This is a genomic window from Pseudomonas sp. Z4-20, from assembly GCF_051131955.1.
In the GTDB taxonomy this organism is placed as follows: domain Bacteria; phylum Pseudomonadota; class Gammaproteobacteria; order Pseudomonadales; family Pseudomonadaceae; genus Aquipseudomonas; species Aquipseudomonas marvdashtae.
This window is the reverse complement of sequence record NZ_CP071641.1, coordinates 1357612-1378658: the sequence shown is the minus strand read 5'-3', so window position 1 is coordinate 1378658 and position 21047 is coordinate 1357612. Positions and strand designations below refer to the sequence as shown.

The 21047-nt window shown below is 62.3% G+C and carries 18 protein-coding genes and 1 pseudogene; 11 read left to right on the top strand and 8 right to left on the bottom strand.

Annotated elements, in window-relative coordinates:
• Position 1: 1 nt before the first annotated feature.
• The 4 genes and pseudogenes from J3P82_RS06310 to secA form a co-directional block, all read right to left on the bottom strand.
• Positions 2-946 carry a Nudix family hydrolase gene (locus tag J3P82_RS06310; protein WP_434561587.1) on the bottom strand — a complete coding sequence of 315 codons (945 nt, stop codon included), beginning with the start codon at positions 944-946 and terminating at the stop codon, positions 2-4.
• Positions 943-1059, bottom strand: a pseudogene (locus tag J3P82_RS06305) (glutathione S-transferase); the annotation flags it as partial. The pseudogene J3P82_RS06305 and the gene J3P82_RS06310, both read right to left, overlap by 4 nt.
• A 91-nt stretch (positions 1060-1150) precedes the next feature.
• Entirely contained in the window at positions 1151-2368 is a 1218-nt protein-coding gene (gene argJ, locus J3P82_RS06300) for a bifunctional glutamate N-acetyltransferase/amino-acid acetyltransferase ArgJ (RefSeq protein ID WP_434561585.1), read from the bottom strand.
• A 120-nt stretch (positions 2369-2488) separates the two neighbouring features.
• A complete protein-coding gene (gene secA / locus J3P82_RS06295) occupies positions 2489-5230 on the bottom strand; it encodes a preprotein translocase subunit SecA (protein ID WP_434561583.1) in 2742 nt (913 codons plus the stop codon).
• Between the two features lie 309 nt (positions 5231-5539).
• Here secA and J3P82_RS06290 point away from each other — a divergent pair, with 309 nt between their 5' ends.
• Positions 5540-5995 (top strand): DUF721 domain-containing protein, encoded by a 456-nt coding sequence (locus tag J3P82_RS06290; protein ID WP_186611682.1) that lies wholly within the window; start codon positions 5540-5542, stop codon positions 5993-5995.
• Positions 5996-6031: 36 nt separating this feature from the next.
• On the opposite strand, the gene J3P82_RS06285 is transcribed toward J3P82_RS06290, so the two are convergent.
• Positions 6032-7519 (bottom strand): helicase HerA-like domain-containing protein, encoded by a 1488-nt coding sequence (locus J3P82_RS06285; protein ID WP_434561581.1) that lies wholly within the window; start codon positions 7517-7519, stop codon positions 6032-6034.
• Positions 7520-7739: 220 nt separating this feature from the next.
• On the opposite strand from J3P82_RS06285, the gene J3P82_RS06280 reads away from it, so the two are divergent.
• From J3P82_RS06280 to J3P82_RS06270, 3 genes are read left to right on the top strand one after another with little or no spacing between them, the layout of a single operon-like run.
• Complete coding sequence (locus tag J3P82_RS06280; protein WP_434561579.1) at positions 7740-8831, top strand: glycosyltransferase family 4 protein; 1092 nt, start codon at positions 7740-7742, stop codon at positions 8829-8831.
• Positions 8832-8841: 10 nt separating this feature from the next.
• The gene (locus tag J3P82_RS06275; RefSeq protein WP_434561577.1) at positions 8842-9615 is read left to right on the top strand and encodes a DUF2334 domain-containing protein; all 774 of its coding nucleotides are present in this window, start codon (positions 8842-8844) and stop codon (positions 9613-9615) included.
• Positions 9612-10607, top strand: a complete 996-nt coding sequence (locus J3P82_RS06270; protein WP_434561575.1) for a lysylphosphatidylglycerol synthase transmembrane domain-containing protein — start codon at positions 9612-9614, stop codon at positions 10605-10607. Before J3P82_RS06275 ends, J3P82_RS06270 begins: the two co-directional genes overlap by 4 nt.
• A gap of 4 nt (positions 10608-10611) precedes the next feature.
• On the opposite strand, the gene J3P82_RS06265 is transcribed toward J3P82_RS06270, so the two are convergent.
• Entirely contained in the window at positions 10612-10794 is a 183-nt protein-coding gene (locus J3P82_RS06265) for a hypothetical protein (protein ID WP_434561573.1), read from the bottom strand.
• Positions 10795-10872: 78 nt separating this feature from the next.
• A complete protein-coding gene (gene purU, locus J3P82_RS06260; protein ID WP_434561571.1) occupies positions 10873-11721 on the bottom strand; it encodes a formyltetrahydrofolate deformylase in 849 nt (282 codons plus the stop codon).
• Positions 11722-12021: 300 nt separating this feature from the next.
• Here purU and mvaT point away from each other — a divergent pair, with 300 nt between their 5' ends.
• Positions 12022-12399 carry a histone-like nucleoid-structuring protein MvaT gene (mvaT, locus tag J3P82_RS06255; RefSeq protein WP_186611687.1) on the top strand — a complete coding sequence of 126 codons (378 nt, stop codon included), beginning with the start codon at positions 12022-12024 and terminating at the stop codon, positions 12397-12399.
• A 119-nt stretch (positions 12400-12518) separates the two neighbouring features.
• On the opposite strand, the gene sbcB is transcribed toward mvaT, so the two are convergent.
• Positions 12519-13946: an exodeoxyribonuclease I gene (sbcB, locus tag J3P82_RS06250; RefSeq protein ID WP_434561569.1), complete on the bottom strand. Its 1428-nt coding sequence runs from the start codon at positions 13944-13946 to the stop codon at positions 12519-12521.
• 186 nt (positions 13947-14132) lie between these two features.
• On the opposite strand from sbcB, the gene J3P82_RS06245 reads away from it, so the two are divergent.
• The 6 genes from J3P82_RS06245 (at position 14133) to J3P82_RS06220 (ending at position 21046) form a co-directional block, all read left to right on the top strand.
• Entirely contained in the window at positions 14133-14858 is a 726-nt protein-coding gene (locus tag J3P82_RS06245) for an RDD family protein (RefSeq protein ID WP_434561567.1), read from the top strand.
• Positions 14855-15829 carry a stage II sporulation protein M gene (locus J3P82_RS06240; RefSeq protein ID WP_434561565.1) on the top strand — a complete coding sequence of 325 codons (975 nt, stop codon included), beginning with the start codon at positions 14855-14857 and terminating at the stop codon, positions 15827-15829. The genes J3P82_RS06245 and J3P82_RS06240 overlap by 4 nt, the downstream gene beginning before the upstream one ends.
• Positions 15816-17354: a DUF4129 domain-containing protein gene (locus J3P82_RS06235; protein WP_434561563.1), complete on the top strand. Its 1539-nt coding sequence runs from the start codon at positions 15816-15818 to the stop codon at positions 17352-17354. The genes J3P82_RS06240 and J3P82_RS06235 overlap by 14 nt, the downstream gene beginning before the upstream one ends.
• Positions 17351-18514, top strand: a complete 1164-nt coding sequence (locus J3P82_RS06230) for a DUF4350 domain-containing protein (protein WP_434561561.1) — start codon at positions 17351-17353, stop codon at positions 18512-18514. The genes J3P82_RS06235 and J3P82_RS06230 overlap by 4 nt, the downstream gene beginning before the upstream one ends.
• Positions 18511-19515 carry an AAA family ATPase gene (locus J3P82_RS06225; RefSeq protein ID WP_434561559.1) on the top strand — a complete coding sequence of 335 codons (1005 nt, stop codon included), beginning with the start codon at positions 18511-18513 and terminating at the stop codon, positions 19513-19515. Before J3P82_RS06230 ends, J3P82_RS06225 begins: the two co-directional genes overlap by 4 nt.
• A gap of 199 nt (positions 19516-19714) precedes the next feature.
• Positions 19715-21046, top strand: a complete 1332-nt coding sequence (locus J3P82_RS06220; RefSeq protein WP_434561557.1) for a DUF58 domain-containing protein — start codon at positions 19715-19717, stop codon at positions 21044-21046.
• Position 21047: the final 1 nt, after the last annotated feature.

The window sequence follows — 21047 nt, the reverse complement described above, 5'->3', positions numbered from 1 at the left end:
CTCACGCCTCAGGCCAGAACGCCCGAATCCCCGCCACGCCCTGGGCCCCGGCCGCCCAGGCTTTCTGCTGTTCGCCAGGCCCGACCCCGCCCAGCAAATAAACGGGTTTATCGAACCCGTCGATCAACCGCGCCGCCTCTTCCCACCCCAACGGCTGTGCATCCGGATGGGTCTGGGTCGGCTGTACGGGCGACAGTGTCACGAAGTCCACGTCCATCTGCTGCGCCATGGATAATTCCTCTGCGTTGTGACAAGAAGCCGCCAGCCAGCGATCCTTGCCGAACGGTCGGCCGGCCGCCGCGTGCTTGCGCAGTTGCGCGGCGGTGATGTGCCAGCCAGCGGAGGGGAAATCGCCCAACCATTCAAACGGCCCCTTGAGCATCAACTGGGCCTTGCCCGCACAAAGCCCTGCGGCATCCACCGCCAGGTCGCGGTATTTCGGGTCATAGCCGTTAGGCGCGCGCAGCTGGACCAACTTGATCCCGCCGGCGATAGCTTTCTGCAGGCCACGCAGCAGGGCTGGGGTTTCCAGGCCCTCTGGGGTAATCAGGTACTCGCCCGGCAATCGGGCCGCCGCGACGATTGGCTGATTGGCCGCCGGAAACTCATAGTTCGCAAGCTCCCGAGTGGTCACCCAGGCCAGCGGTTGTCCTTCGGCACCATGGGGCTCGCCGGTGAAGGTCGAGACTTCCCAGACATCCAGCAACACCTGTTTGTCCGGGTAATCGTGACGCACCTTGATCAGCGGTCGGGCAGCGCCGACGACGATGCCCAGCTCTTCATGTAGTTCGCGGGCCAGGGCCGTTTCAACGGATTCATCCGCCTCGACCTTGCCTCCGGGAAACTCCCACAGGCCACCTTGATGCTGGGAATCGGCCCGTCGGGCAATCAGGATCTTGCCGCTGGCGTCACGAATGACCGCCGCCGCTACGTGTACTCGTTTCACCGCGCCACTTCCTCCAGACCAGCCTGCAGCCAAGCCTTGAATGCCGGCCATTGATAAAGGGTTTCGACGTAGTCCGCGTCGACTTCCGGCAATTGCACATGATACGTGCGCAGGGACCAGGAGAAAATGCGCTTGTCGCCAATGATCAGGTGCAGGCTCATGTGATTCCTTACTCGCGTTGGGAGCAGCTCGGTCCCGAGCGGTTTAAGTCCGGTACTCAGCGTTGATCTTCACGTACTCGTGGGACAGGTCGGTGGTCCAGATCGTTTCGCTGCAATCGCCACGTCCCAGTTCGATGCGGATGGTGATTTCTTCCTGCTGCATCACCGCCGCGCCTTGGGCTTCGGTATAGGTGGAGGCGCGGGCGCCTTTGCTGGCGATGCAGACGTCACCGAGGAACACGTCGATCTTGCTCACGTCCAGCTCCGGCACGCCGGCCCGGCCGACGGCGGCGAGGATCCGGCCCCAGTTCGGGTCGGAGGCAAACAATGCGGTCTTGATCAGTGGCGAATGCGCGACGGTGTAGCCGACGTCCAGGCATTCCTGGTGATTGCCACCGCCGTTGACCTGCACGGTCACGAATTTGGTCGCGCCTTCGCCGTCACGGACGATTGCCTGGGCCACTTCCATGCACACTTCGAACACGGCCTGCTTCAAGGCTGCGAACAGCGGACCGCTGGCTTCGGTGACCTCCGGCAGGTTGGCCTTGCCCGTGGCGATCAACATGCAGCAGTCATTGGTGGAGGTGTCGCCGTCGATGGTGATGCGGTTGAACGACTTGTTCGCGCCGTCGAGCATCAGGTCTTGCAGCACCTGGCGCGAGACCTTGGCGTCGGTGGCGATGTAGCCGAGCATGGTCGCCATGTTCGGGCGGATCATGCCCGCGCCTTTGCTGATGCCAGTCACGGTAACGGTCACGCCGTCGTGCTGGAACTGGCGGCTCGCACCCTTGGGCAGGGTGTCGGTGGTCATGATGCCGGTGGCGGCAGCCGCCCAGTTGTTTTCCGAGAGGTCATCGAGGGCGGCCTGCAACGCGCCTTCGATCTTCTCGACTGGCAGCGGCTCGCCGATCACGCCGGTAGAGTAAGGCAGCACCTGGCTGGCATCGACGCCAGTCAGTTCGGCCAACTTGGCGCACGTGCGCTCGGCGGCGGCCAGGCCTGGCGCGCCCGTGCCGGCGTTGGCGTTGCCGGTGTTGGTCAGCAGATAACGCACCGGTCCTTGCACGCGCTGCTTGGCCAGGATGACCGGCGCGGCGCAAAAGGCATTGAGGGTGAACACGCCGGCCACCGTCGAGCCTTCGGCGCAACGCATGACCACGACATCCTTGCGCCCGGGGCGCTTGATGCCCGCCGAGGCGATACCGAGTTCAAAACCGGCAACCGGGTGCAACGTTGGCAACGGACCAAGACCAACAGCCATGAATGCGCTCCTAAATTAGATGTCTATCGACGCCGCCTTATCAGGACGGCGAATCAAATGGCAAAACGCCGCGGCAGGGAAAACCTGCCGCGGCGCGGGTCGTTCAGCGTTGAAACGGGTTTATTGGATCTGCCCGTGGCAATGCTTGTATTTCTTGCCCGAACCGCAATAGCACAGTTCGTTGCGGCCCAACTTCTGTTCGTTGCGTACCGGCGTGGTTGCCAAGGCGACATCCACATCGACACCCTCTTCCATCGCCTGGACGACTTCCAGGCCTGGGGCTTCGGCGTGTTCGAACTGCATGCGCGCGGCCAGGGCTTCGGCTTCCTGGCGCAGGCGGGCTTCCTCTTCGACCGGGTCTTCGCGACGAACCTGGACATGGGACAGGACCCGGATCGAGTCGCGCTTGATCGAATCCAGCAGCTCGGAGAACAGCGTGAAGGACTCGCGCTTGTACTCCTGCTTCGGATTCTTCTGGGCGTAGCCGCGCAGGTGGATACCGTGACGCAGGTGGTCCATGGTCGACAGGTGGTCTTTCCACAGGTCGTCGAGGACGCGCAGCACAATCTGCTTCTCGAAGGAACGCAGTGCCTCGGCGCCGGCCTGGTCTTCCTTCTCGTTGTACGCGGCGATCAGTTCGGCCAGCAGCTTCTCGCGCAGGGTTTCTTCGTACAGCTTGTCATCTTCATCGAGCCACTGCTGGATCGGCAACGACACGCCGAAATCGCTGCGCAGGGAGGCTTCCAGGCCCGCGACGTCCCACTGTTCCGGCAGCGATTGCGGTGGAATGTGCGCGCTGATGGTCGCGTCGAGCGCTTCGCGGCGGAAATCGGAAATGGTTTCGCCAATGTCATCAGCGGCCAACAGGGTGTTGCGCATGTGATAGATCACTTTGCGCTGCTCGTTGTTGACGTCGTCGAACTCCAGCAATTGCTTGCGGATATCGAAGTTGCGGCCTTCGACCTTGCGCTGCGCCTTCTCGATGGCGTTGGTCACCATCCGGTGCTCGATCGCCTCGCCCGGCTGCATGCCAAGGGCCTTCATGAAATTCTTCACCCGGTCAGAGGCGAAGATGCGCATCAGGCTGTCTTCCAGCGACAGGTAGAAACGGCTGGAGCCGGCGTCACCCTGGCGACCGGCACGGCCGCGCAGCTGGTTGTCAATACGGCGCGATTCGTGGCGCTCGGAAGCGATCACCTGCAAACCGCCGGATTCGAGCACCTGTTGGTGGCGCTTCTGCCAGTCGGCCTTGATCTGCGCGATCTGCTCGGGGGTCGGGTTTTCCAGGGAAGCCACTTCCACTTCCCAGTTGCCGCCCAGCAGGATGTCAGTACCACGGCCGGCCATGTTGGTAGCGATGGTCAACGCACCCGGGCGACCGGCCTGGGCGATGATCTCGGCTTCCTTCTCGTGGAACTTGGCGTTGAGGACCTTGTGCTCGATGCCTTCCTTGTTGAGCAGGGCAGACATGTGCTCGGAGGTCTCGATGGTGGCGGTACCCACCAGGATCGGACGGCCCTGGGCCATGCCTTCCTTGATGTCATTGATGATCGCCGCGTATTTCTCTTCGGCGGTCAGGAACACCAGGTCGTTGTAGTCTTTACGCGCCAGCGGCTTGTTCGGCGGAATCACCACCACTTGCAGGCCGTAGATCTGGTGGAATTCGAACGCCTCGGTGTCAGCGGTACCGGTCATGCCGGACAGCTTGTTGTACAGGCGGAAGTAGTTCTGGAAGGTGGTCGAGGCCAGGGTCTGGCTTTCAGCCTGGATGTTCAGGCCTTCCTTGGCTTCGATGGCCTGGTGCAGGCCTTCGGACAAGCGACGGCCCGGCATGGTGCGACCGGTGTGTTCATCCACCAGCACGACCTGGCCGTCCTGCACGATGTACTCGACGTTGCGATGGAACAGCTTGTGGGCACGCAGGCCGGCGTAGACGTGGGTCAGCAGCCCCAGGTTGTGCGCCGAATACAGGCTCTCGCCTTCGGCCAGCAGGCCGACGCGGGTCAGCATTTCCTCGACGAACTGGTGACCGGCTTCGTTGAGCTCGACCTGACGGGTCTTCTCGTCGACGGTGTAGTGCCCGGCCTGGGTCACTTCGCCTTCGACTTCCTCGACGTGCAAGGTGAGCTGCGGGATCAGCTTGTTGATCTCGATGTACAGCTTGGAGCTGTCCTCGGCCTGACCGGAAATGATCAGCGGGGTACGGGCTTCGTCGATGAGGATGGAGTCGACTTCATCGATCACGGCAAAGTTGAGTTCACGCTGGAATTTTTCATCCATGCTGAACGCCATGTTGTCGCGCAGGTAGTCGAAACCGAATTCGTTGTTGGTGCCGTAGGTGATGTCCGAGGCGTAGGCGGCACGCTTCTCTTCTGGCGGCTGGAACGGTATGACCACGCCAACGGTCAGGCCGAGGAATTCGTAGAGCGGGCGCATCCAGTTGGCGTCGCGGCGGGCCAGGTAGTCGTTGACCGTCACCACGTGCACGCCCTTGCCGGACAATGCGTTGAGGTACACCGCCAAGGTGGCCACAAGGGTCTTGCCTTCACCGGTGCGCATTTCGGCGATCTTGCCTTCGTGCAAGGTCATGCCGCCGATCAACTGGACGTCGAAGTGACGCATGCCCATGACCCGCTTGCCGGCTTCGCGGCAGACCGCAAAGGCTTCGGGCAGGAGTTGGTCAAGGGTCTCGCCCTTGGCGAAGCGGTCCTTGAATTCGGCAGTCTTGGCGCGTAACTGATCGTCCGAAAGGGCCACCATTTGCTCTTCGAAGGCATTGACAGTCTGTACCGTCTTGAGCATGCGTTTGACTTCACGCTCGTTCTTGCTTCCAAAAAGTTTCTTTAACAAAGGCGCAAACATATCGGCAGGATCTTCCACACTAAAGGGATGGAGGGCGGCCCCATGAGTCGCCCGTGCAGCCCTCATGGCCGCATGCGAACGAGCATTCTACCCGGAAACGATGGTGAGGAAAGTGGCGTTATTCCACGATGCTGGCACAGCGCTGTGACGGGGCTTCCCTAAAATAAGGGCTTTTGCGCGAACTTCAACCCACAAAACGCAGAAGTTACTGATTGATTGTGCAGGTAAAATGCCGCTCGGCAGCTGCGCCCGGAGCGCATCGGACGCTTTCTGCTACCATGGCGCCTCTGTCACTTGTGGTATTCATTCATGGCCTTCCGCCCTCTTCCAGCCAAGGCGCCCGCCGTGCTCCTGCGCGAAGCCAAACCGCTGAAAGCGATCTTCGGCCACGCCAAGCGCCTGGGCCACCTGCAACGGCTGCTGGACAGTCAGCTGCAGCCGGCCGCACGCGAGCATTGCCACGTGGCGTCATGGCGCGAAGGCAGTTTGCTGCTGATCGTCACCGACGGCCACTGGGCCACGCGCTTGCGCTACCAGCAAAAGCGCCTGCTGCGTCAATTGCAGGTTTTCGATGAGTTCGCCAACCTGACGCGGATCCTGTTCAAGGTTCAGCCGCCCACCGTACAGGCCGCCGTCAAGGGCCATACGCTGGACCTGTCCACCGATGCGGCCGCGACCATCCAGGCCACGGCCGAAGGCATCAGCGATCCCAAGCTGCGGGCGGCGCTGGAGCGATTGGCGGCGCACGCCAAACCCAAGGACTGAGTATTCTGGGCGCCTGTCCCTCAGCTTGCGCCCTGACTAGCGGCGCTTGCTGCCTCCCAGCAACGACCCCATCAACCCACGTACCAGTTGCCGACCCAGTTGGTTGGCTGCCTGGCGCATTGCCGATTTCAACGCCTGGCCGGCCGCGGTGCCGAGGAACTCACCGGCCTTTTCGGTAAAGCTCGGCTCTTGCGCGGTCGGTTTTCCCGGCGCCGCTTCGGCCTGCGGTTCCAACCCCTTGCGCCCCATCAGCACTTCATAGGCAGACTCGCGGTCGATGGGTTTGTCATAGCGCCCCTGCAACGCTGAGCCGGCGATGAGTGCGACGCGCTCGGCCTCGGTCAGCGGCCCGATGCGCGACTGCGGCGGCGCCACCAGCACGCGCTGGACCATTTCCGGCGTGCCTTTTTCTTGCAAGGTGCCCACCAGGGCCTCGCCGATGCCCAGCTCAGTCAGCACCGACAAGGCATCGAATTGTGGGTTCGGTCGAAAACCGTCCGCCACCGCCCGCAGGGATTTCTGCTCCTTGGCGGTAAACGCCCGCAAGCCGTGCTGGATGCGCAGCCCCAACTGCGCCAGCACGTCGTCCGGCAAGTCGCCTGGCGACTGGGTCACGAAATACACCCCGACGCCCTTGGAGCGAATCAGCCGCACCACTTGTTCCAGCCGCTCCTGCAACGCCTTGGGCGTACCGGCAAATAACAAATGCGCCTCGTCGAAAAACAGCGCCAGCAGGGGTTTATCCGCGTCGCCGCGCTCGGGCAGTTGTTCGAACAGCTCGGCCAACAACCACAACAGGAACGTCGCGTAGACCTTGGGTGCCTCATGGACCAGGCGACTGGCGTCCAGCAGATGAATCCGGCCGCGGCCATCACTGGCCGGTTGCAGGATGTCTTCGAGTTGCAACGCCGGCTCGCCGAACAGCGCATCCGCGCCTTGCTGCTCCAGCGTCGACAAGCGTCGCATCAAGGCCTGGCTAGAGCCGGTGGTCATCAAGGCCGCATCGTCGCCGAGCAGCTCGGGATTGTCCTTGAGGTGATTGAGCAGCGCCTTCAGGTCCTTGAGGTCCAGCAGCAACAGCCCCTCGCGGTCGGCCACCTTGAACGCCGCGTACAACGCCGCTTGCTGGCTGTCCGTCAGCTCCAGCAGGCTACCGAGCAGCAACGGCCCCATTTCACTCAAGGTCGTGCGCAACGGATGACCGGATTGGCCGTGGATATCCCACAAGGTCACCGGGTAGGCCTGGGGCGTGTGGCCGAGCCAGGGCATGCCAGCGATGCGCTCGGCGATCTTGCCTTGGGGATTGCCGGCGGCACCGAGGCCACATAGATCGCCCTTGATGTCCGCTGCGAATACCGCGACGCCGGCATCGCTGAACATCTCGGCCAGGCGTTGCAAGGTGACCGTCTTGCCCGTGCCGGTGGCCCCCGCCACCAAACCATGTCGGTTCGCCAGGCGCATGGCCTGGGCCACGGGTTGGCCGGCAAGGTCGGCCCCGATGATGAGTTGCGATGAGTCAGCCATTTGGTCACCCGTGATGTTTGCGATATGACGTCATTTTGCACGCTTATATAAAAGCATGCCCGGGACGTTAAGACCCTGGCGCTGGAAACAAAAACATCGTCACGTCTGATGCCGTATCGCTACGTCACCACAACCCAACCGAACATCTATTCTTACTAAAGGTCAACAAGGGAGAACACAGACCGGAGGGACGTTCATCGTGCATATAGCGGACATCACCATGTTCTACGCCCCCGCCAGCGGCGGCGTGCGCACTTATCTGGATGCCAAGCACCGGCGCCTGGGCAATCGGCCCGGCATACGCCACAGCCTCCTGATACCCGGTGCGCATTTGAGCGAGCAGGACGGCATCTACAAGGTTCCAGCCCCTCCCCTGCCCTTCGGCAAGGGCTACCGCTTCCCGCTTCGCCTGGCCCCGTGGCGTAATGTCCTGCGCGACCTGCAACCGGATCTGATTGAAGTCGGCGACCCCTATCTCACCGCCTGGGCTGCCCTGGATGCCCGGCGGCAGCTTGACGTCCCCGTGATCGGTTTCTATCACTCCGACCTGCCCCTGCTGGTGAGCAACCGCATGGGGAACTGGTTCACGCCCAACATCGAAGCCTATGTCAGCAAGTTGTACGGCAACTTCGACCGGGTATTGGCGCCGAGCCAGGTCATGGCCGATAAGTTGACCGGGCTGGGCGTCAGGAATGTCCATGTGCAGCCTCTGGGTGTGGACCTGCAAACCTTCAACCCTGCCGCTCGAGACCCGGAACTGCGGGCCGAGCTGGGCATCGCCGAAGACGCGCGGCTGTTGATTTTCGCCGGTCGCGGCTCCAAGGAAAAAAACCTGCCGGTGCTGCTCAAGTGCATGCAACGCCTGGGCGAGCGCTATCACCTGTTGCTGGTGGGCTCTTCGATGCCCGCCCTGGTGCCGGACAATGTCACGGTGATCGACGAGTTCTGCCCGGCGCCGCAAGTCGCCCGGCTGATGGCCAGTGCCGACGCGCTGCTGCATGCCGGCGACCAGGAGACGTTCGGCCTGGTCATCCTCGAAGCGATGGCCAGCGGCATTCCGGTGGTGGCGGTAGCGGCGGGCGCGTTCAGCGAAATCGTCCAGCAAGAGTGCGGCCTGTTATGCACGCCCAACAATCCACAGGCCATGGCCAATGCGGTGCGCCAACTGTTCGCCGAGGGCTGTCAGCAGCGCGGCGCAAGGGCACGACGCCACGTAGAGCGTCATTACGCCTGGGATTCGGTGGTCAACAGCCTGTTGGGCCATTACTACAGCGTGCTGGGCGCAGAGATGCCACTGCTGGCAAACGGTTGAGGTCAAACCCATGGCGATGACCCCTTCACCCAGCCTGCTGCTGGTGCTTCATGACGTCGCACCGCAGACCTGGCCCGACTACCAGCCCTTCGTCGAAGCCGTCGACGCCCTCGGCCAAGTGCCGATGACCTGGCTGGTGGTGCCGGATTTCCACCATGCCAACGCTCTGGACAATCATCCGAGCTTCAGACGCTTGCTCGACAGCCGTGTCGAACGCGGCGACGAACTGGTCCTGCATGGTTACTACCATTGCGACGACGGCCCGCCCGCCGCTCATCCCAAGGACTGGTTCATGCGTCGGATCTATACCCATGAAGGCGAGTTCTACCACTTGTCCGAGGAAGCCGCCCTCACCCGTCTGCACGCAGGCGTTGAACTCTTCCAGCGCTATCAATGGCCGCTGGAAGGCTTTGTCGCGCCCGCCTGGTTGATGAGTGAGGGCACCCGCCGTGCCTTGCGCCAGTTGCCCCTGAGTTATACCAGCGACACCCAGCACCTTTACCACTTGCCGGACTTCACCCAGGTCGATGCCCCAGGCCTGGTCTGGAGCGCTCGGAGTGCCTGGCGCCGGGGCCTGTCGAAAATCATCAGCGATCAGCGTCAACAGCGTTGGCGCCAGGCACCGGTGATTCGGCTGGGCCTGCACCCGGTGGATATGCGTCACGACTTTTCCCGCGACTATTGGCTGCAGACCCTGGAACGTCTGCTCGAAGATGGCCGGGTGCCGATGACCAAGGCCGGCTGGCTGGCAACCCAGGGCCTGCGGGTCAGCAGCGCCGCATGAAACGCTTGATATGGCTAAGTGCCGCCCTGCTCACGGCGTTGCTGGTTCCGATGTTGTTGGGCGGCGGCGAGATGTGGTCACGCGTGCAGCGCTTTCCGCTGTCGTTGTTGCTGATCATGCTCGGCATGATCGTGCTCTGCTGGGGCCTGAACTCGGTGCGCCTGCGCCTGTTGCTGGGTGAACATCGAGGACGCATTGGCGGGCTCAAGAGCATTGGCGTGGTGATGTCCACCGAGTTCGCCATGTGCGCGACACCCGGCGGCAGTGGCGGCCCGTTGACGCTGATGGCGCTGCTGGCGCGCAACGGCGTGCGTCCGGCCCATGGCAGCGCGGTGTTTGCGATGGATCAGTTGAGCGACCTGCTGTTCTTCCTCTGCGCCTTGCTGGGCATTCTGTTCTACGCCTTGTTCCAGAATCTCAGCCAGCGCATGGAATGGATGCTCGCACTGAGCGCGATTTCGTTGTTCGGCGGGCTTCTCTGCTGCGCGCTGGTAGCTCGCTATCATCGGCGGCTGATTCTGCTGGGGGCGCGGCTGCTGCGTCATCTGAGGGTGAAATCCACGACCCGTCGGCGCTGGGGTCGCAAGATCCTGAATTTCCTGGCGGCCTTTACCGATACCCTGAAACTGCCCCGGCAGACGCTTTTCCAGGTGTTCGGTCTGACCTGCCTGCACTGGGCCTTGCGCTACAGCGTGTTGTACCTGGCATTGAGAGGGTTGGGAGCGGACTTGCAGTGGGCCTGGAGTTTTCTCATCCAGATGCTGTCCCTCAGCGCGGGGCAGTTCAGCCTGCTACCGGGCGGCGCAGGGGCGGCAGAGCTGACCTCAGCGGCGTTGCTGGCGCCCATGGTGGGCAAATCCACCGCCGCGGCGGCGATCCTGATCTGGCGGGCGGTCACCTATTACTTCTATCTAGTGGCCGGCGGTCCGGTGTTCTTCCTGATGGTCGGACGCCCCTTGATCAAGAAACTGATCAGGCTCCGGCAGGCCTGACAGTTCAACGCTTGCGTTCAGGATCGTCTGGCGGTGACGGCTTTTGCAGCGTTTCCCACAGCTGGGCGGCGTCGGGGAATTCCGTGCCGTCTTCCGGCCCCAGCGCTTCGGGATCGTAACGACTCAGGCAGCCCTCGCCCACCGTAGCCGGGGCTTTGGCGGTGGCCTTGTCCAAGGGATCGGTCATTGCTATTGCTCCCTCGAAGTCCTCATGGACCATTGTGGCGAGGGAGCTTGCTCCCGCGCCACAGGGTTCTGCATGGAATCAGAATACGACGGTCTTGTTGCCGTGTACCAACACGCGGTCTTCCAAGTGGTAACGCAAGCCACGCGCCAGCACCATTTTTTCCACGTCACGGCCGAATCGAACCATGTCTTCGATGCTGTCGCTATGGCTGACACGCACCACGTCCTGCTCGATGATCGGGCCGGCGTCGAGCTCTTCGGTCACGTAGTGGCACGTCGCGCCGATCAGCTTCACACCGCGCATCGAAGCCTGGTGGTAGGGCTTGGCACCAACGAACGACGGCAGGAAACTGTGGTGGATATTGATGACCTTATGGGCGTATTCGCTGCACAGCGACGGCGGCAGGATTTGCATATAGCGCGCCAGCACCACCACTTCGGCGTCGTGCTGCTTGACCAGCCGCGAGACTTCGGCGAACGCTGGCTGCTTGTCCTGCGGATTGACCGGTACGTGGTAATAAGGAATGCCGTGCCACTCCACCATGCTGCGCAAGTCGTCATGGTTGGAAATCACACAGGCGATGTCGCAATCCAGCTCATCGCTGTGCCAGCGGTGCAACAAGTCAGCCAGGCAATGGGACTCGCGACTGGCCATCAGCACCACGCGTTTTTTCTGCGCGGTATCGGTGATTCGCCAGTCCATCGAGAACGCTTCGGCAATCGGGGCGAAGGCCTCGCGAAACGCTTCGATGCCGAAGGGCAGCGAGTCGGCACGGATCTCGTGGCGCATGAAGAACCAGCCACTTTGATTGTCCGAATGATGGCTTGCTTCAGTGATCCAGCCGTTATGGGACGCCAGAAAGTTACTGACTTTAGCAACGATGCCGACGCGGTCCGGGCAAGCGATCACCAGCCGAAAAGTGCGCATGAGGAAACTCCAGAACTTCGCAAAAGGCGGCCATTCTAGCCATTGCGCAGCAAAACTGCAGTACCGATGAGGCGCCGAGCCCTTCTTGACCGCCCACGACGTGCAGCCTGCCCCATGAGCGAGGGCTATTTGTGTGAACAGATGCACAGACGCGTCATATATTAATTCGCATTGCCCGTTTTCGTGGCATTGCACTATTTAATTAAATAAACACGGCTTAAATGTTTACTTGATGAAACTGTCTGATTACTATTGCTGCACTGTCTCCTTGTCACCAGCGTCCTACATAAGGTAGTCCAAATGTCCCTGATCACCGAATACAACGCCACAAAACAAGCCATTGAAGAACTGCAACAACGTCTGGCCGACCTGTCTAAAGACGACAAACTGCAAAAAGAACTGGAATTCGAAGGCAAGCTGCGCACGCTGATGGGCGAGTACTCCAAGTCCCTGCGCGACATCATTGCCCTGCTGGATCCAGAAGCCAAGTCGAGCAAAGCACCCCGTGGCGCGGTAAAAACCACCGGCACCAAACGCGCTCGCAAAGTTAAGCAATACAAAAACCCGCACAACGGCGAAGTCATCGAAACCAAAGGTGGCAACCACAAGACGCTGAAAGAGTGGAAAGCCAAGTGGGGCGGTGACGTCGTAGAAGGCTGGGCAACCCTGCTGGGCTAAGCCTCGCCGATCAGCGCTGCTCTTTACGGGCGACGCTTACGGACCCGAAAACGCCAGTCATTACTGGCGTTTTTTTATGCCCTCATGTTAAGTCCTGGCTTCAATCGCTGCAGGGCCGTTCAAAGGCTTAAACGTTTACGCAATTGTTGGCTATAACCCTGCCATTGCATGAGTACCTCTTGCTGCAACGGCGTGGAGAGCCCCATCCACTCAGCCATTGCTTCATCAAAACTTTCCAGGGTATTAGGCGCCCCCCATTCAGGGGACGACAGGCGTTGCTGGCAAAATAGTTTCCAGCGTTCCTGCTCGTTCGGCTCCAAGGTGTCCGGGAAGTTGCGCGCACGGTAACGAAACAATAATTCCGGCAGGCGTTCGTCGTCGAACGGCCAATGCTCTTGCGCCAGTTGAGCGGGATCGGCCAGGCGTACTTGTTCAGATAATCGACGATCACGATCACCCAGGAAGCCTGCGTATAACTGCTGCTCGGGATCTTCGCTGGCAGCAAAGTCTTCCGGCCCATAAATGTGCTGGAGTTTAACTTGCCAGAGCTGTTGTGCGTCACTTAGCCGCAGCGCCCGCTCCTGAAAGCCGTCCATGTCCAGCTGCAGCCGATGCTGGTCTTCGGCGCGCAAGACAGTCAACGGTGCGATGACCGGGCACTTGTTGATATGAATCAGCTTGAGCGGTACCGGGAGCTCCCCTTCGAGCAGTTCTTCGCGACGGGTATACAGGCGTTGACGCAGTAACTGCGCATCATGGTCCAGCAATCCCTGGGGATCGAGGTGCAGGTCGCAGACGATCAAGGCGTTGCGGTTCTTCGGATGCCAGGCCAGCGGCAGCACCACGCCGATGTAGTTGCGCGCCGCCGAGAAACGCCCGGATATATGCACCATCGGCTGCAGCAGGCGGATCTGGTCCAGCACCTTCTGTTTACTGCGCAATTGGAACAGCCAGTCATAGAGCCGTGGTTGCTTCTGGCGGATCAACCGGGCCAGGGCAATCGTCGCGCGCACGTCCGACAGCGCGTCATGCGCCTGGCCATGGTCGATGCCGTTGGCGGCGGTCAGGCGTTCCAGCTTGAGGGTGACGCGACCCTCCTCCTGCGGCCAGATAATGCCATCGGGTCGCAACGCGTAGGCAGCGCGCACCAGGTCGATCAAGTCCCAGCGACTGTTGCCGCCCTGCCACTCCCGCGCATACGGGTCGAAAAAATTCCGATACAGACTGTAGCGCGTCATCTCATCGTCGAAGCGCAAGGTGTTGTAGCCGGCGCCACAGGTTCCGGGAGCGGCCAGTTGCGCGTGGACACGGGTCATGAAATCGGCTTCGCTCAAGCCCTTTTCGGCCAGGCATGCCGGAGTGATGCCGGTAATCGCGCAGGCCGCCGGATGAGGCAGGATGTCGTCGCTGGGCCGGCAATAAAGGTTTACCGGTTCGTCGATCTCATTGAGTTCGAAATCGGTACGGATCCCCGCCACCTGCAACGGTCGGTCGCAACGCGGATTGATGCCGGTGGTTTCGTAGTCGTACCAAAAGATCGAAGTCACGGGGGGTTCCTGAGCTGGGGACTGGCGAAGTCTAGGCGTTCGAACCCGGCGCCCGCCAGCATTGCCGTCGTTGAATCATGTTGCAGGCCATTAAATGACCCACACACGTGTATCGTGTGCCCGCCAGAAGACTGCTAGCATCTGGGCCGAGATCGAACGTCCAAACCGGTCCATTACAGGTAGCCCATGCCCGAGACACCAGCACTGCAAAGGAACGCGCCGCTGCCGCCGCCACTGGACACGCGCTACCAGGTAGAAACGCCCGAAGGTATTGACCTGCCGCTGCGCCCGGCGGGGCTGATGCCCCGCGCGCTGGCCTTCGCCATCGACCTGGGCATACGTGGGCTGGTGCTGGGCCTTTTCTTCATCGTCCTGGCGTTTTTCGGCGAGCTGGGGATCGGCCTGGGTTCGATCCTGCTGTTTGTCATCAGCTGGTGGTACATGGTGCTGTTCGAAGTACTGAACCAAGGCCGTTCTCCCGGCAAGCAAATGATGGGGTTGCGCGTTGTGCAGGACGACGGCAGGCCGATCGGCTGGTCCGCATCGCTGATTCGCAACCTGCTGCGCTTCGTCGACATGCTGCCCTTCGGCTACACCTTCGGGGCAATCTGCTGCCTGCAAAACCCTACTTTCAAACGCCTGGGGGACTTGGCGGCCGGCACTTTAGTGGTCTATCGCGAGCAACCGGTCAAACGCCCCGTACTGCCTTCCGCCCGATCGATACGGCCGCCTTTTGCCCTGGGCCTGGCTGAACAACGCGCCGTGCTGGGTTTCGCCGAGCGCCAGGCAGAACTGTCCGAGGCACGGGTCACCGAACTGGCAACGATCCTCGCCACGCCGCTGAAAGTGCATCCGACAGGCGCCGTGGCCGAACTCAACGGCATTGCCCGCGGCCTGCTGGGGCCGACATGAAGCAAAGCCTGTTCGAAAGTCGCCACCAGGCGCAATGGGACCAGTTGTCCCGGCTGCTCGACCAGTTGGAACGCAGCCGTAGCGTCGCCCAGAGCAGCGACTTCCCCCACGTTTATCGACGGCTCTGCCATCATCTGGCGCTGGCACAGGCGCGCGGCTACAGCAGCCTGCTGGTGGATGCGCTACAGCAACTGGCGCTGCGCGGCCACCAGCAACTCTACCGGGACCGCAGCCGCCCCTCGACCAGCTTGTCGGCCTTCATCCTGGCCGGTTTTCCCCAATTGGTGCGCGAACAATGGCGGTTCGTCCTGGCGGCTGGGCTGATGTTCCTGGGTAGCCTGATCGGCATCGGGATATTGGTCTATCTGTTTCCCGAACTGGTCTATAGCCTCCTGAGCGTCGAGGAAATCAGCGGGATGCGCGCCATGTACGACCCGGCGGCGGGGCACCTGGGACGTTCGATCGAGCGAGCCGCCAGCGAGGATTGGGTCATGTTTGGTTATTACATCATGCACAACATCGGCATCGCCTTTCAGACCTTTGCCAGTGGCTTGCTGTTTGGCCTGGGCAGCGCGTTTTTCCTGTTCTTCAACGGCCTGACAATCGGGGCGGTGGCCGGGCACCTTACCCAGGTCGGCTCCGGCGGCACGTTCTGGTCCTTCGTGATCGGCCATGGCGCCTTCGAACTCACCGCCATCGTGCTGGCCGGCGCCGCGGGCCTGCATTTGGGCTGGGCGTTGATCGCGCCGGGGCGCCTCACCCGCGGTGAAGCCTTGCGGCTCGCCGCGGGCAAAAGCGTGCTGATGATCGGCGGCGTGACATTGCTGTTGCTGATCGCCGCATTCGTCGAGGCCTACTGGTCCTCCAGCGCGGTGACGCCGGCCACCAAATACACCGTCGGCGCATTGTTGTGGCTGCTGGTGCTCGGTTACCTGCTGTTTGCCGGACGAGACCACCATGCGCCTGAGTGACGCCACCGTCGTCATCCGTCCACGCACCACTTGGGAAGCCATGGACCTGGGTGTGCTGATGAGCCAGCGGCATCGGTGGCTGTTGATGACCAGTTGGGCACTTGTCACGCTGCCGGTCTATGCGCTGCTGGCACTGTTGCTGTGGGATTCGCCGTCCCTGGTAATGTTTATATTCTGGTGGCTGAAACCAGCCTTCGACCGGCTGCCCTTGTACATCTTGTCCAAGGCGCTGTTTGGCGAGACGCCCACTTTGAAGCAGGCCTTGCGCCAATGGCCGGCTTTGCTCAAGCCCCAATTGCTCGCCAGCCTGACCTGGCGCCGGCTGAGCCCGAGCCGCAGCTTCCTGATGCCCGTCGTGCAACTCGAAGGGCTTGCCGGTGAGGCGCGGGAGCAGCGTTTGGGGGTGTTACTTCAACGCAACGGCGGTGCGGCGCAATGGTTGACCATCATTGGCGTGCACCTGGAAATGGCCCTGTGGTTCGGCCTGATGGCGCTGTTCTATTTGTTCATACCGCAGCAGGTCGAGCTGGAATGGGATTGGCAGACGCTGATCGCCGTCGCCGAGCACGATTGGTTATGGCTCGAACACCTGATCAACTTGCTCTATCCGCTGCTGCTGATTCTTTGGGAGCCGGTGTACGTCGCCTGCGGCTTCAGCCTCTATCTGAACCGGCGCACCATGCTTGAGGCCTGGGACATCGAATTGGTATTCCGCCGACTGCGCCAGCGCCTGAGCGCCGTCGCTCCGATGCTGATACTGCTGGCATTGACCCTGCTGCCGCTGGCGCCACCGGTCTGGGCCGCCGAAGACAGCAACGCGCCCGACAGTCCCCGACTGCTCAACCAACCGCTTACCAGCGAGGCCTCCCGGGACAGCATCGAGACGATCCTGGAAGCCCCGCCCTTCAAGAATCCGGAAACAGTCACCCGTTATCGTTTCGGTGAAGAACAGACCAGCGAGTCAGCCGAGGCTGGCAAAGCCCCGGGCTGGCTCAAATCGATGTTCGAATGGAGCGCCAAACGCTTCGACACCCTCGCCACGCTGATCCAAGTAATGCTCTGGGCCGCACTGGTGGGCGCGGTCGTGTGGCTGGGCTGGCATTATCGCGAGCGACTCAATGCCCTGGTGAACCTGCGCCCGACGAAGCGCCTGCGCGCAGAGCGGCCCACGCCAGCCCGAATGTTCGGCCTGGATATTCGTGAGGAAAGCCTGCCGGACGACGTCGCGGCCAGTGCCGAGCAGCTATGGTCCGGTGCTCCCCGAGAGGCGCTGGGCTTGTTGTATCGAGCATTGCTCAGCCGCTTGCACCATGAATTCAACGTTCCTCTGAAACCCGCCGATACCGAAGGCCAAGTGTTGCAACGTGTCGAAAACCTCCAACACGAACAGCTATTGGCCTTCAGCAAGAACCTGACGCTGCACTGGCAGAACATTGCCTACGGGCACCGTGCCCCGCCGCCCCATCTGCAACAGCAACTGTGCGATGGATGGCGTCAGCTGTTCGGCCCGGGGGCGTCCCGATGAGCCGACGCACAGGGTTGCTGGTCGGGGCCGTGGTCGCCGCGTTGACCGGTGCTTTGGCCATTTACCTGTACCTGAAGGCCGTGCCGTATCAGGAAGTCATCGAGCATGGCCCCTCCCCCGAGGCCCAGGCCAACCCTTACCTGGCCGCCGAATATTTCTTGCGCAAGCAGGGCATCAACGTCGAGCACGCCAACAGCCTGGACGTCCTGCCGACCCTGGAGCCGCACCAGCGCAGCCTTTTGCTGCTGGGCGAGCGCAGCAACATGACCCCACGGGACGCCGATCAACTGTTGAACTGGACCCGCGCCGGAGGGCGCTTGCTGTTTGTCGCCGAAGCGATATGGGATGACAGCACCAGCAGCAGCGGCGATCTGCTGCTGGACCGCGTGCGCCTACGCCAGTTGCTGAGCAAGGACCTCAAGGAGCCCGATCCCGAGCTCATCAAGGATCCCTACCCGAAACTGACCAAGCTGTACCTGGAGGACGAAGAGGCGCCGGCCTATCTCGGCTTCGACACCGACTTCCACCTCGAAGACCCGCTGAACCTTGTCCAGGCCTGGGCCAACAGTGCGCAGGCGACCCATTTGATGCAACTGAACCACGGCCTGGGCACGATCACCGTGCTCACCGACGCCGAGCTGTGGAAGAACGACCAGATCGACCAATACGACAACGCCTGGCTACTCTGGTACCTGAGCGCCGACACCGACGTCACACTGCTGTTCAATACCGACCATGACAATCTGCTGACCTTGCTGCTGCGCTATTTCCCCCAGGCCTTGGTGGCGCTGCTGGCCCTGGTTGCCCTTTGGTTCTGGCGTTCGGCAGTGCGCCAGGGTCCGCTGCAACAACCGGCGCCCAAGGCCCGCCGCCAACTGCAAGAATACCTGCAAGCCAGCGCCGCGTTCCATCTGCGCCACAACGGTCAACAACAGCTGCTGCAGACCTTGCAGCAGGACGTACTGCGTCGGGCTCGCCAGCTTCATCCGGGCTTCGAGCAACAGGTCGTGGCCGATCAATGGCAAGTGCTTGCGCGCCTGACCCGGCAACCCACCCGAACCATCAGCCAGGCCCTTAGCCCCCGGCCGAAACAGCGCCTGTCCAGCGCCGAGTTCTGCCGCCAGGTCGCCCTTTTGCAAACCCTTAGGAATGCTTTATGACTGAACAGAACGAACCTGCTGCCGGCCAGACCCACGCCGTCCAACAGCGCCAGCGTGCCAGTCAGTTGGCACAGGCGATTCGCACCGAACTGCACAAGGCCGTGGTCGGCCAGGGTGCGGTGATCGACGATGTGCTCACGGCGCTGATCGCCGGTGGTCATGTCCTGCTCGAAGGCGTTCCTGGGCTGGGCAAGACCTTGCTGGTGCGGGCCCTGGCGCGCTGTTTCGGCGGCGAGTTTGCGCGCATCCAGTTCACCCCCGACCTGATGCCCAGCGATGTCACCGGCCACGCGGTGTACGACTTGCAGACCGAGCAGTTCAAGCTGCGCAAGGGGCCGGTGTTCACCAACCTGCTGTTGGCCGACGAGATCAACCGCGCACCGGCCAAGACCCAGGCCGCGCTGCTCGAAGCCATGCAGGAACGCCAGGTCACCCTCGAAGGTCGCGCCTTGCCCATCGCTCAACCGTTCATGGTGCTCGCCACCCAGAACCCTATCGAACAGGAAGGCACCTATCCGCTGCCGGAAGCCGAGCTCGACCGCTTCATGCTCAAGGTGCGCATGGATTACCCCGACGCCGACCAGGAATTGAACATGGTGCGCCAGGTCAGCCGCTCGACCCGTGCCGACATGCTTGATGTGCAGCCGTTGCGCACGGTGTTGCAGGCCAAGGATGTACAAGCGCTGCAGCGCATTGCCAGCGACCTGCCGATGGACGACCAGGTGCTCGACTACGCCGTACGCCTGGCCCGCAGCACCCGCACCTGGCCGGGCCTGACTCTGGGCGCCGGGCCTCGGGCTTCGATTGCACTGGTGCGCTGCGCCCGCGCCCGGGCGTTGCTGCGTGGGGGCGAGTTCGTGGTGCCGGACGACATCAAGGGCTGCGCCCTGGCCGTGCTGCGCCACCGTGTGCGGCTGGCACCGGAGCTGGACATCGAAGGGCTGTCGGTGGACCAGGTGCTGGGGCAACTGCTCGACCAAGTGCCGGCGCCGCGGTTGTGATGAGATCTCCTGTGACGAGCACGCTTTCTGTGCCAGGAATATTCTCTGTGGCAGGCATGCTTTTTGTGGCGAGGGAGCTTGCTCCCGCTGGGCTGCGAAGTAGCCCCCTGGTTCTATCTGACACACCGCCAGGGGACGCTGCGCGTCCAGCGGGAGCAAGCTCCCTCGCCACGGGGATTTGCGCAGCCGAGATGTTGCGATGAAACCCTCGCGCCTGCTGCTGTCCTGGCTCGCTGTCCTGCTGACCGTCGGCATCGTGCTGGGCACCTTGCGGGCGTTGGGCGTCGCGCTGCCCGTCACCCTGCTGTCCATCAACTGGGGCTTGCTGCTGGCCTTGCTGGCCTTGGCGATACTCGACGCGGTGCGGCTGCGACGCTTGTCCTCGCCGCGCGTACAACGGCAGATGCCTGGCAGCCTGGCGCTGGGCCGCTGGAGCGAAGTGCGCCTGGCGATCAGCCACGACTTTACCCAGCCGCTGGAAACGCTGATTTTCGATCACGTGCCCGACGGCCTCAGCTTCGAACACCTGCCGCTGTCAGCTGAGCTACAACCGGGCCAGCTCACCCAACTCGGCTACCGCGTGCGTCCGCTCAAGCGCGGACACTTCACCTTCGAGTACTGCGAAATCAACCTGCCCAGCCCGCTGGGCCTGTGGAGCGACAAACGCCTGATCGAAGCGCTTGACGACACCCGCGTCTACCCGGACTTCGCCCGGCTCTACGACGGCCAATTGTTGGCCGTGGACAACTGGCTCAGCCAACTCGGCATCCGTCAGCGCCAACGACGGGGCCAGGGCCAGGAATTCCATCAGCTACGTGAATTCCGCGAAGGCGACAGCCTGCGCCAGATCGACTGGAAAGCCACCGCCCGCCACCGCACGCCCATCGCCCGCGAATACGAAGATGAACGCGACCAGCAGATCATCTTCATGCTCGACTGCGGCCGGCGCATGCGCAGCCAGGACGGCGAGCTGGCGCATTTCGACCACGCCCTCAACGCCTGCCTGCTGCTCAGCTACACCGCGCTGCGCCAGGGCGATGCCGTGGGCCTGAGCACCTTCGCCAGCGAACAGCCGCGCTATCTCGCGCCGGTCAAAGGCACCGGCCAACTCAATGTATTGCTCAACACCGTCTACGACCTCGACAGCAGCCAACACCCCGCCGACTACCAGGCCGCCGTCACGCAACTGCTGACGCGGCAGAAGCGCCGCGCCCTGGTGGTGTTGGTGACCAACCTGCGGGACGAAGACGATGAAGAACTGCTGACCGCCGTCAAACGGCTGGGCCAACGGCATCGGGTATTGGTGGCGAGCCTGCGGGAAGAGGCGCTGGACCGGTTGCGCCAGGCGCCGGTGCGGACCTTGCCCGAGGCGCTGGCGTATTGTGGAACGGTGGATTATTTGAACGCGCGGGCGACGCTGCATGAACGGCTGAGTGCCCATGGGTTGGCGGTGTTGCAAGCCCGGCCCGGGGAGTTGGGGGCCGAGCTGGTGACGTTGTATCTGGAGTGGAAGAAGGCGGGGGATTTGTAGG

What these genes read in the sequence shown, in the direction of transcription:
- argJ (WP_434561585.1), bottom strand. Translation starts at nt 2,368, where the DNA reads ATGGCTGTTGGTCTTGGTCCGTTGCCAACGTTGCACCCGGTTGCCGGT.
- secA (WP_434561583.1), bottom strand. Translation starts at nt 5,230, where the DNA reads ATGTTTGCGCCTTTGTTAAAGAAACTTTTTGGAAGCAAGAACGAGCGT.
- J3P82_RS06290 (WP_186611682.1), top strand. Translation starts at nt 5,540, where the DNA reads ATGGCCTTCCGCCCTCTTCCAGCCAAGGCGCCCGCCGTGCTCCTGCGC.
- J3P82_RS06285 (WP_434561581.1), bottom strand. Translation starts at nt 7,519, where the DNA reads ATGGCTGACTCATCGCAACTCATCATCGGGGCCGACCTTGCCGGCCAA.
- J3P82_RS06280 (WP_434561579.1), top strand. Translation starts at nt 7,740, where the DNA reads ATGTTCTACGCCCCCGCCAGCGGCGGCGTGCGCACTTATCTGGATGCC.
- J3P82_RS06275 (WP_434561577.1), top strand. Translation starts at nt 8,842, where the DNA reads ATGGCGATGACCCCTTCACCCAGCCTGCTGCTGGTGCTTCATGACGTC.
- J3P82_RS06270 (WP_434561575.1), top strand. Translation starts at nt 9,612, where the DNA reads ATGAAACGCTTGATATGGCTAAGTGCCGCCCTGCTCACGGCGTTGCTG.
- J3P82_RS06265 (WP_434561573.1), bottom strand. Translation starts at nt 10,794, where the DNA reads ATGACCGATCCCTTGGACAAGGCCACCGCCAAAGCCCCGGCTACGGTG.
- purU (WP_434561571.1), bottom strand. Translation starts at nt 11,721, where the DNA reads ATGCGCACTTTTCGGCTGGTGATCGCTTGCCCGGACCGCGTCGGCATC.
- mvaT (WP_186611687.1), top strand. Translation starts at nt 12,022, where the DNA reads ATGTCCCTGATCACCGAATACAACGCCACAAAACAAGCCATTGAAGAA.
- J3P82_RS06245 (WP_434561567.1), top strand. Translation starts at nt 14,133, where the DNA reads ATGCCCGAGACACCAGCACTGCAAAGGAACGCGCCGCTGCCGCCGCCA.
- J3P82_RS06240 (WP_434561565.1), top strand. Translation starts at nt 14,855, where the DNA reads ATGAAGCAAAGCCTGTTCGAAAGTCGCCACCAGGCGCAATGGGACCAG.
- J3P82_RS06235 (WP_434561563.1), top strand. Translation starts at nt 15,816, where the DNA reads ATGCGCCTGAGTGACGCCACCGTCGTCATCCGTCCACGCACCACTTGG.
- J3P82_RS06230 (WP_434561561.1), top strand. Translation starts at nt 17,351, where the DNA reads ATGAGCCGACGCACAGGGTTGCTGGTCGGGGCCGTGGTCGCCGCGTTG.
- J3P82_RS06225 (WP_434561559.1), top strand. Translation starts at nt 18,511, where the DNA reads ATGACTGAACAGAACGAACCTGCTGCCGGCCAGACCCACGCCGTCCAA.
- J3P82_RS06220 (WP_434561557.1), top strand. Translation starts at nt 19,715, where the DNA reads ATGAAACCCTCGCGCCTGCTGCTGTCCTGGCTCGCTGTCCTGCTGACC.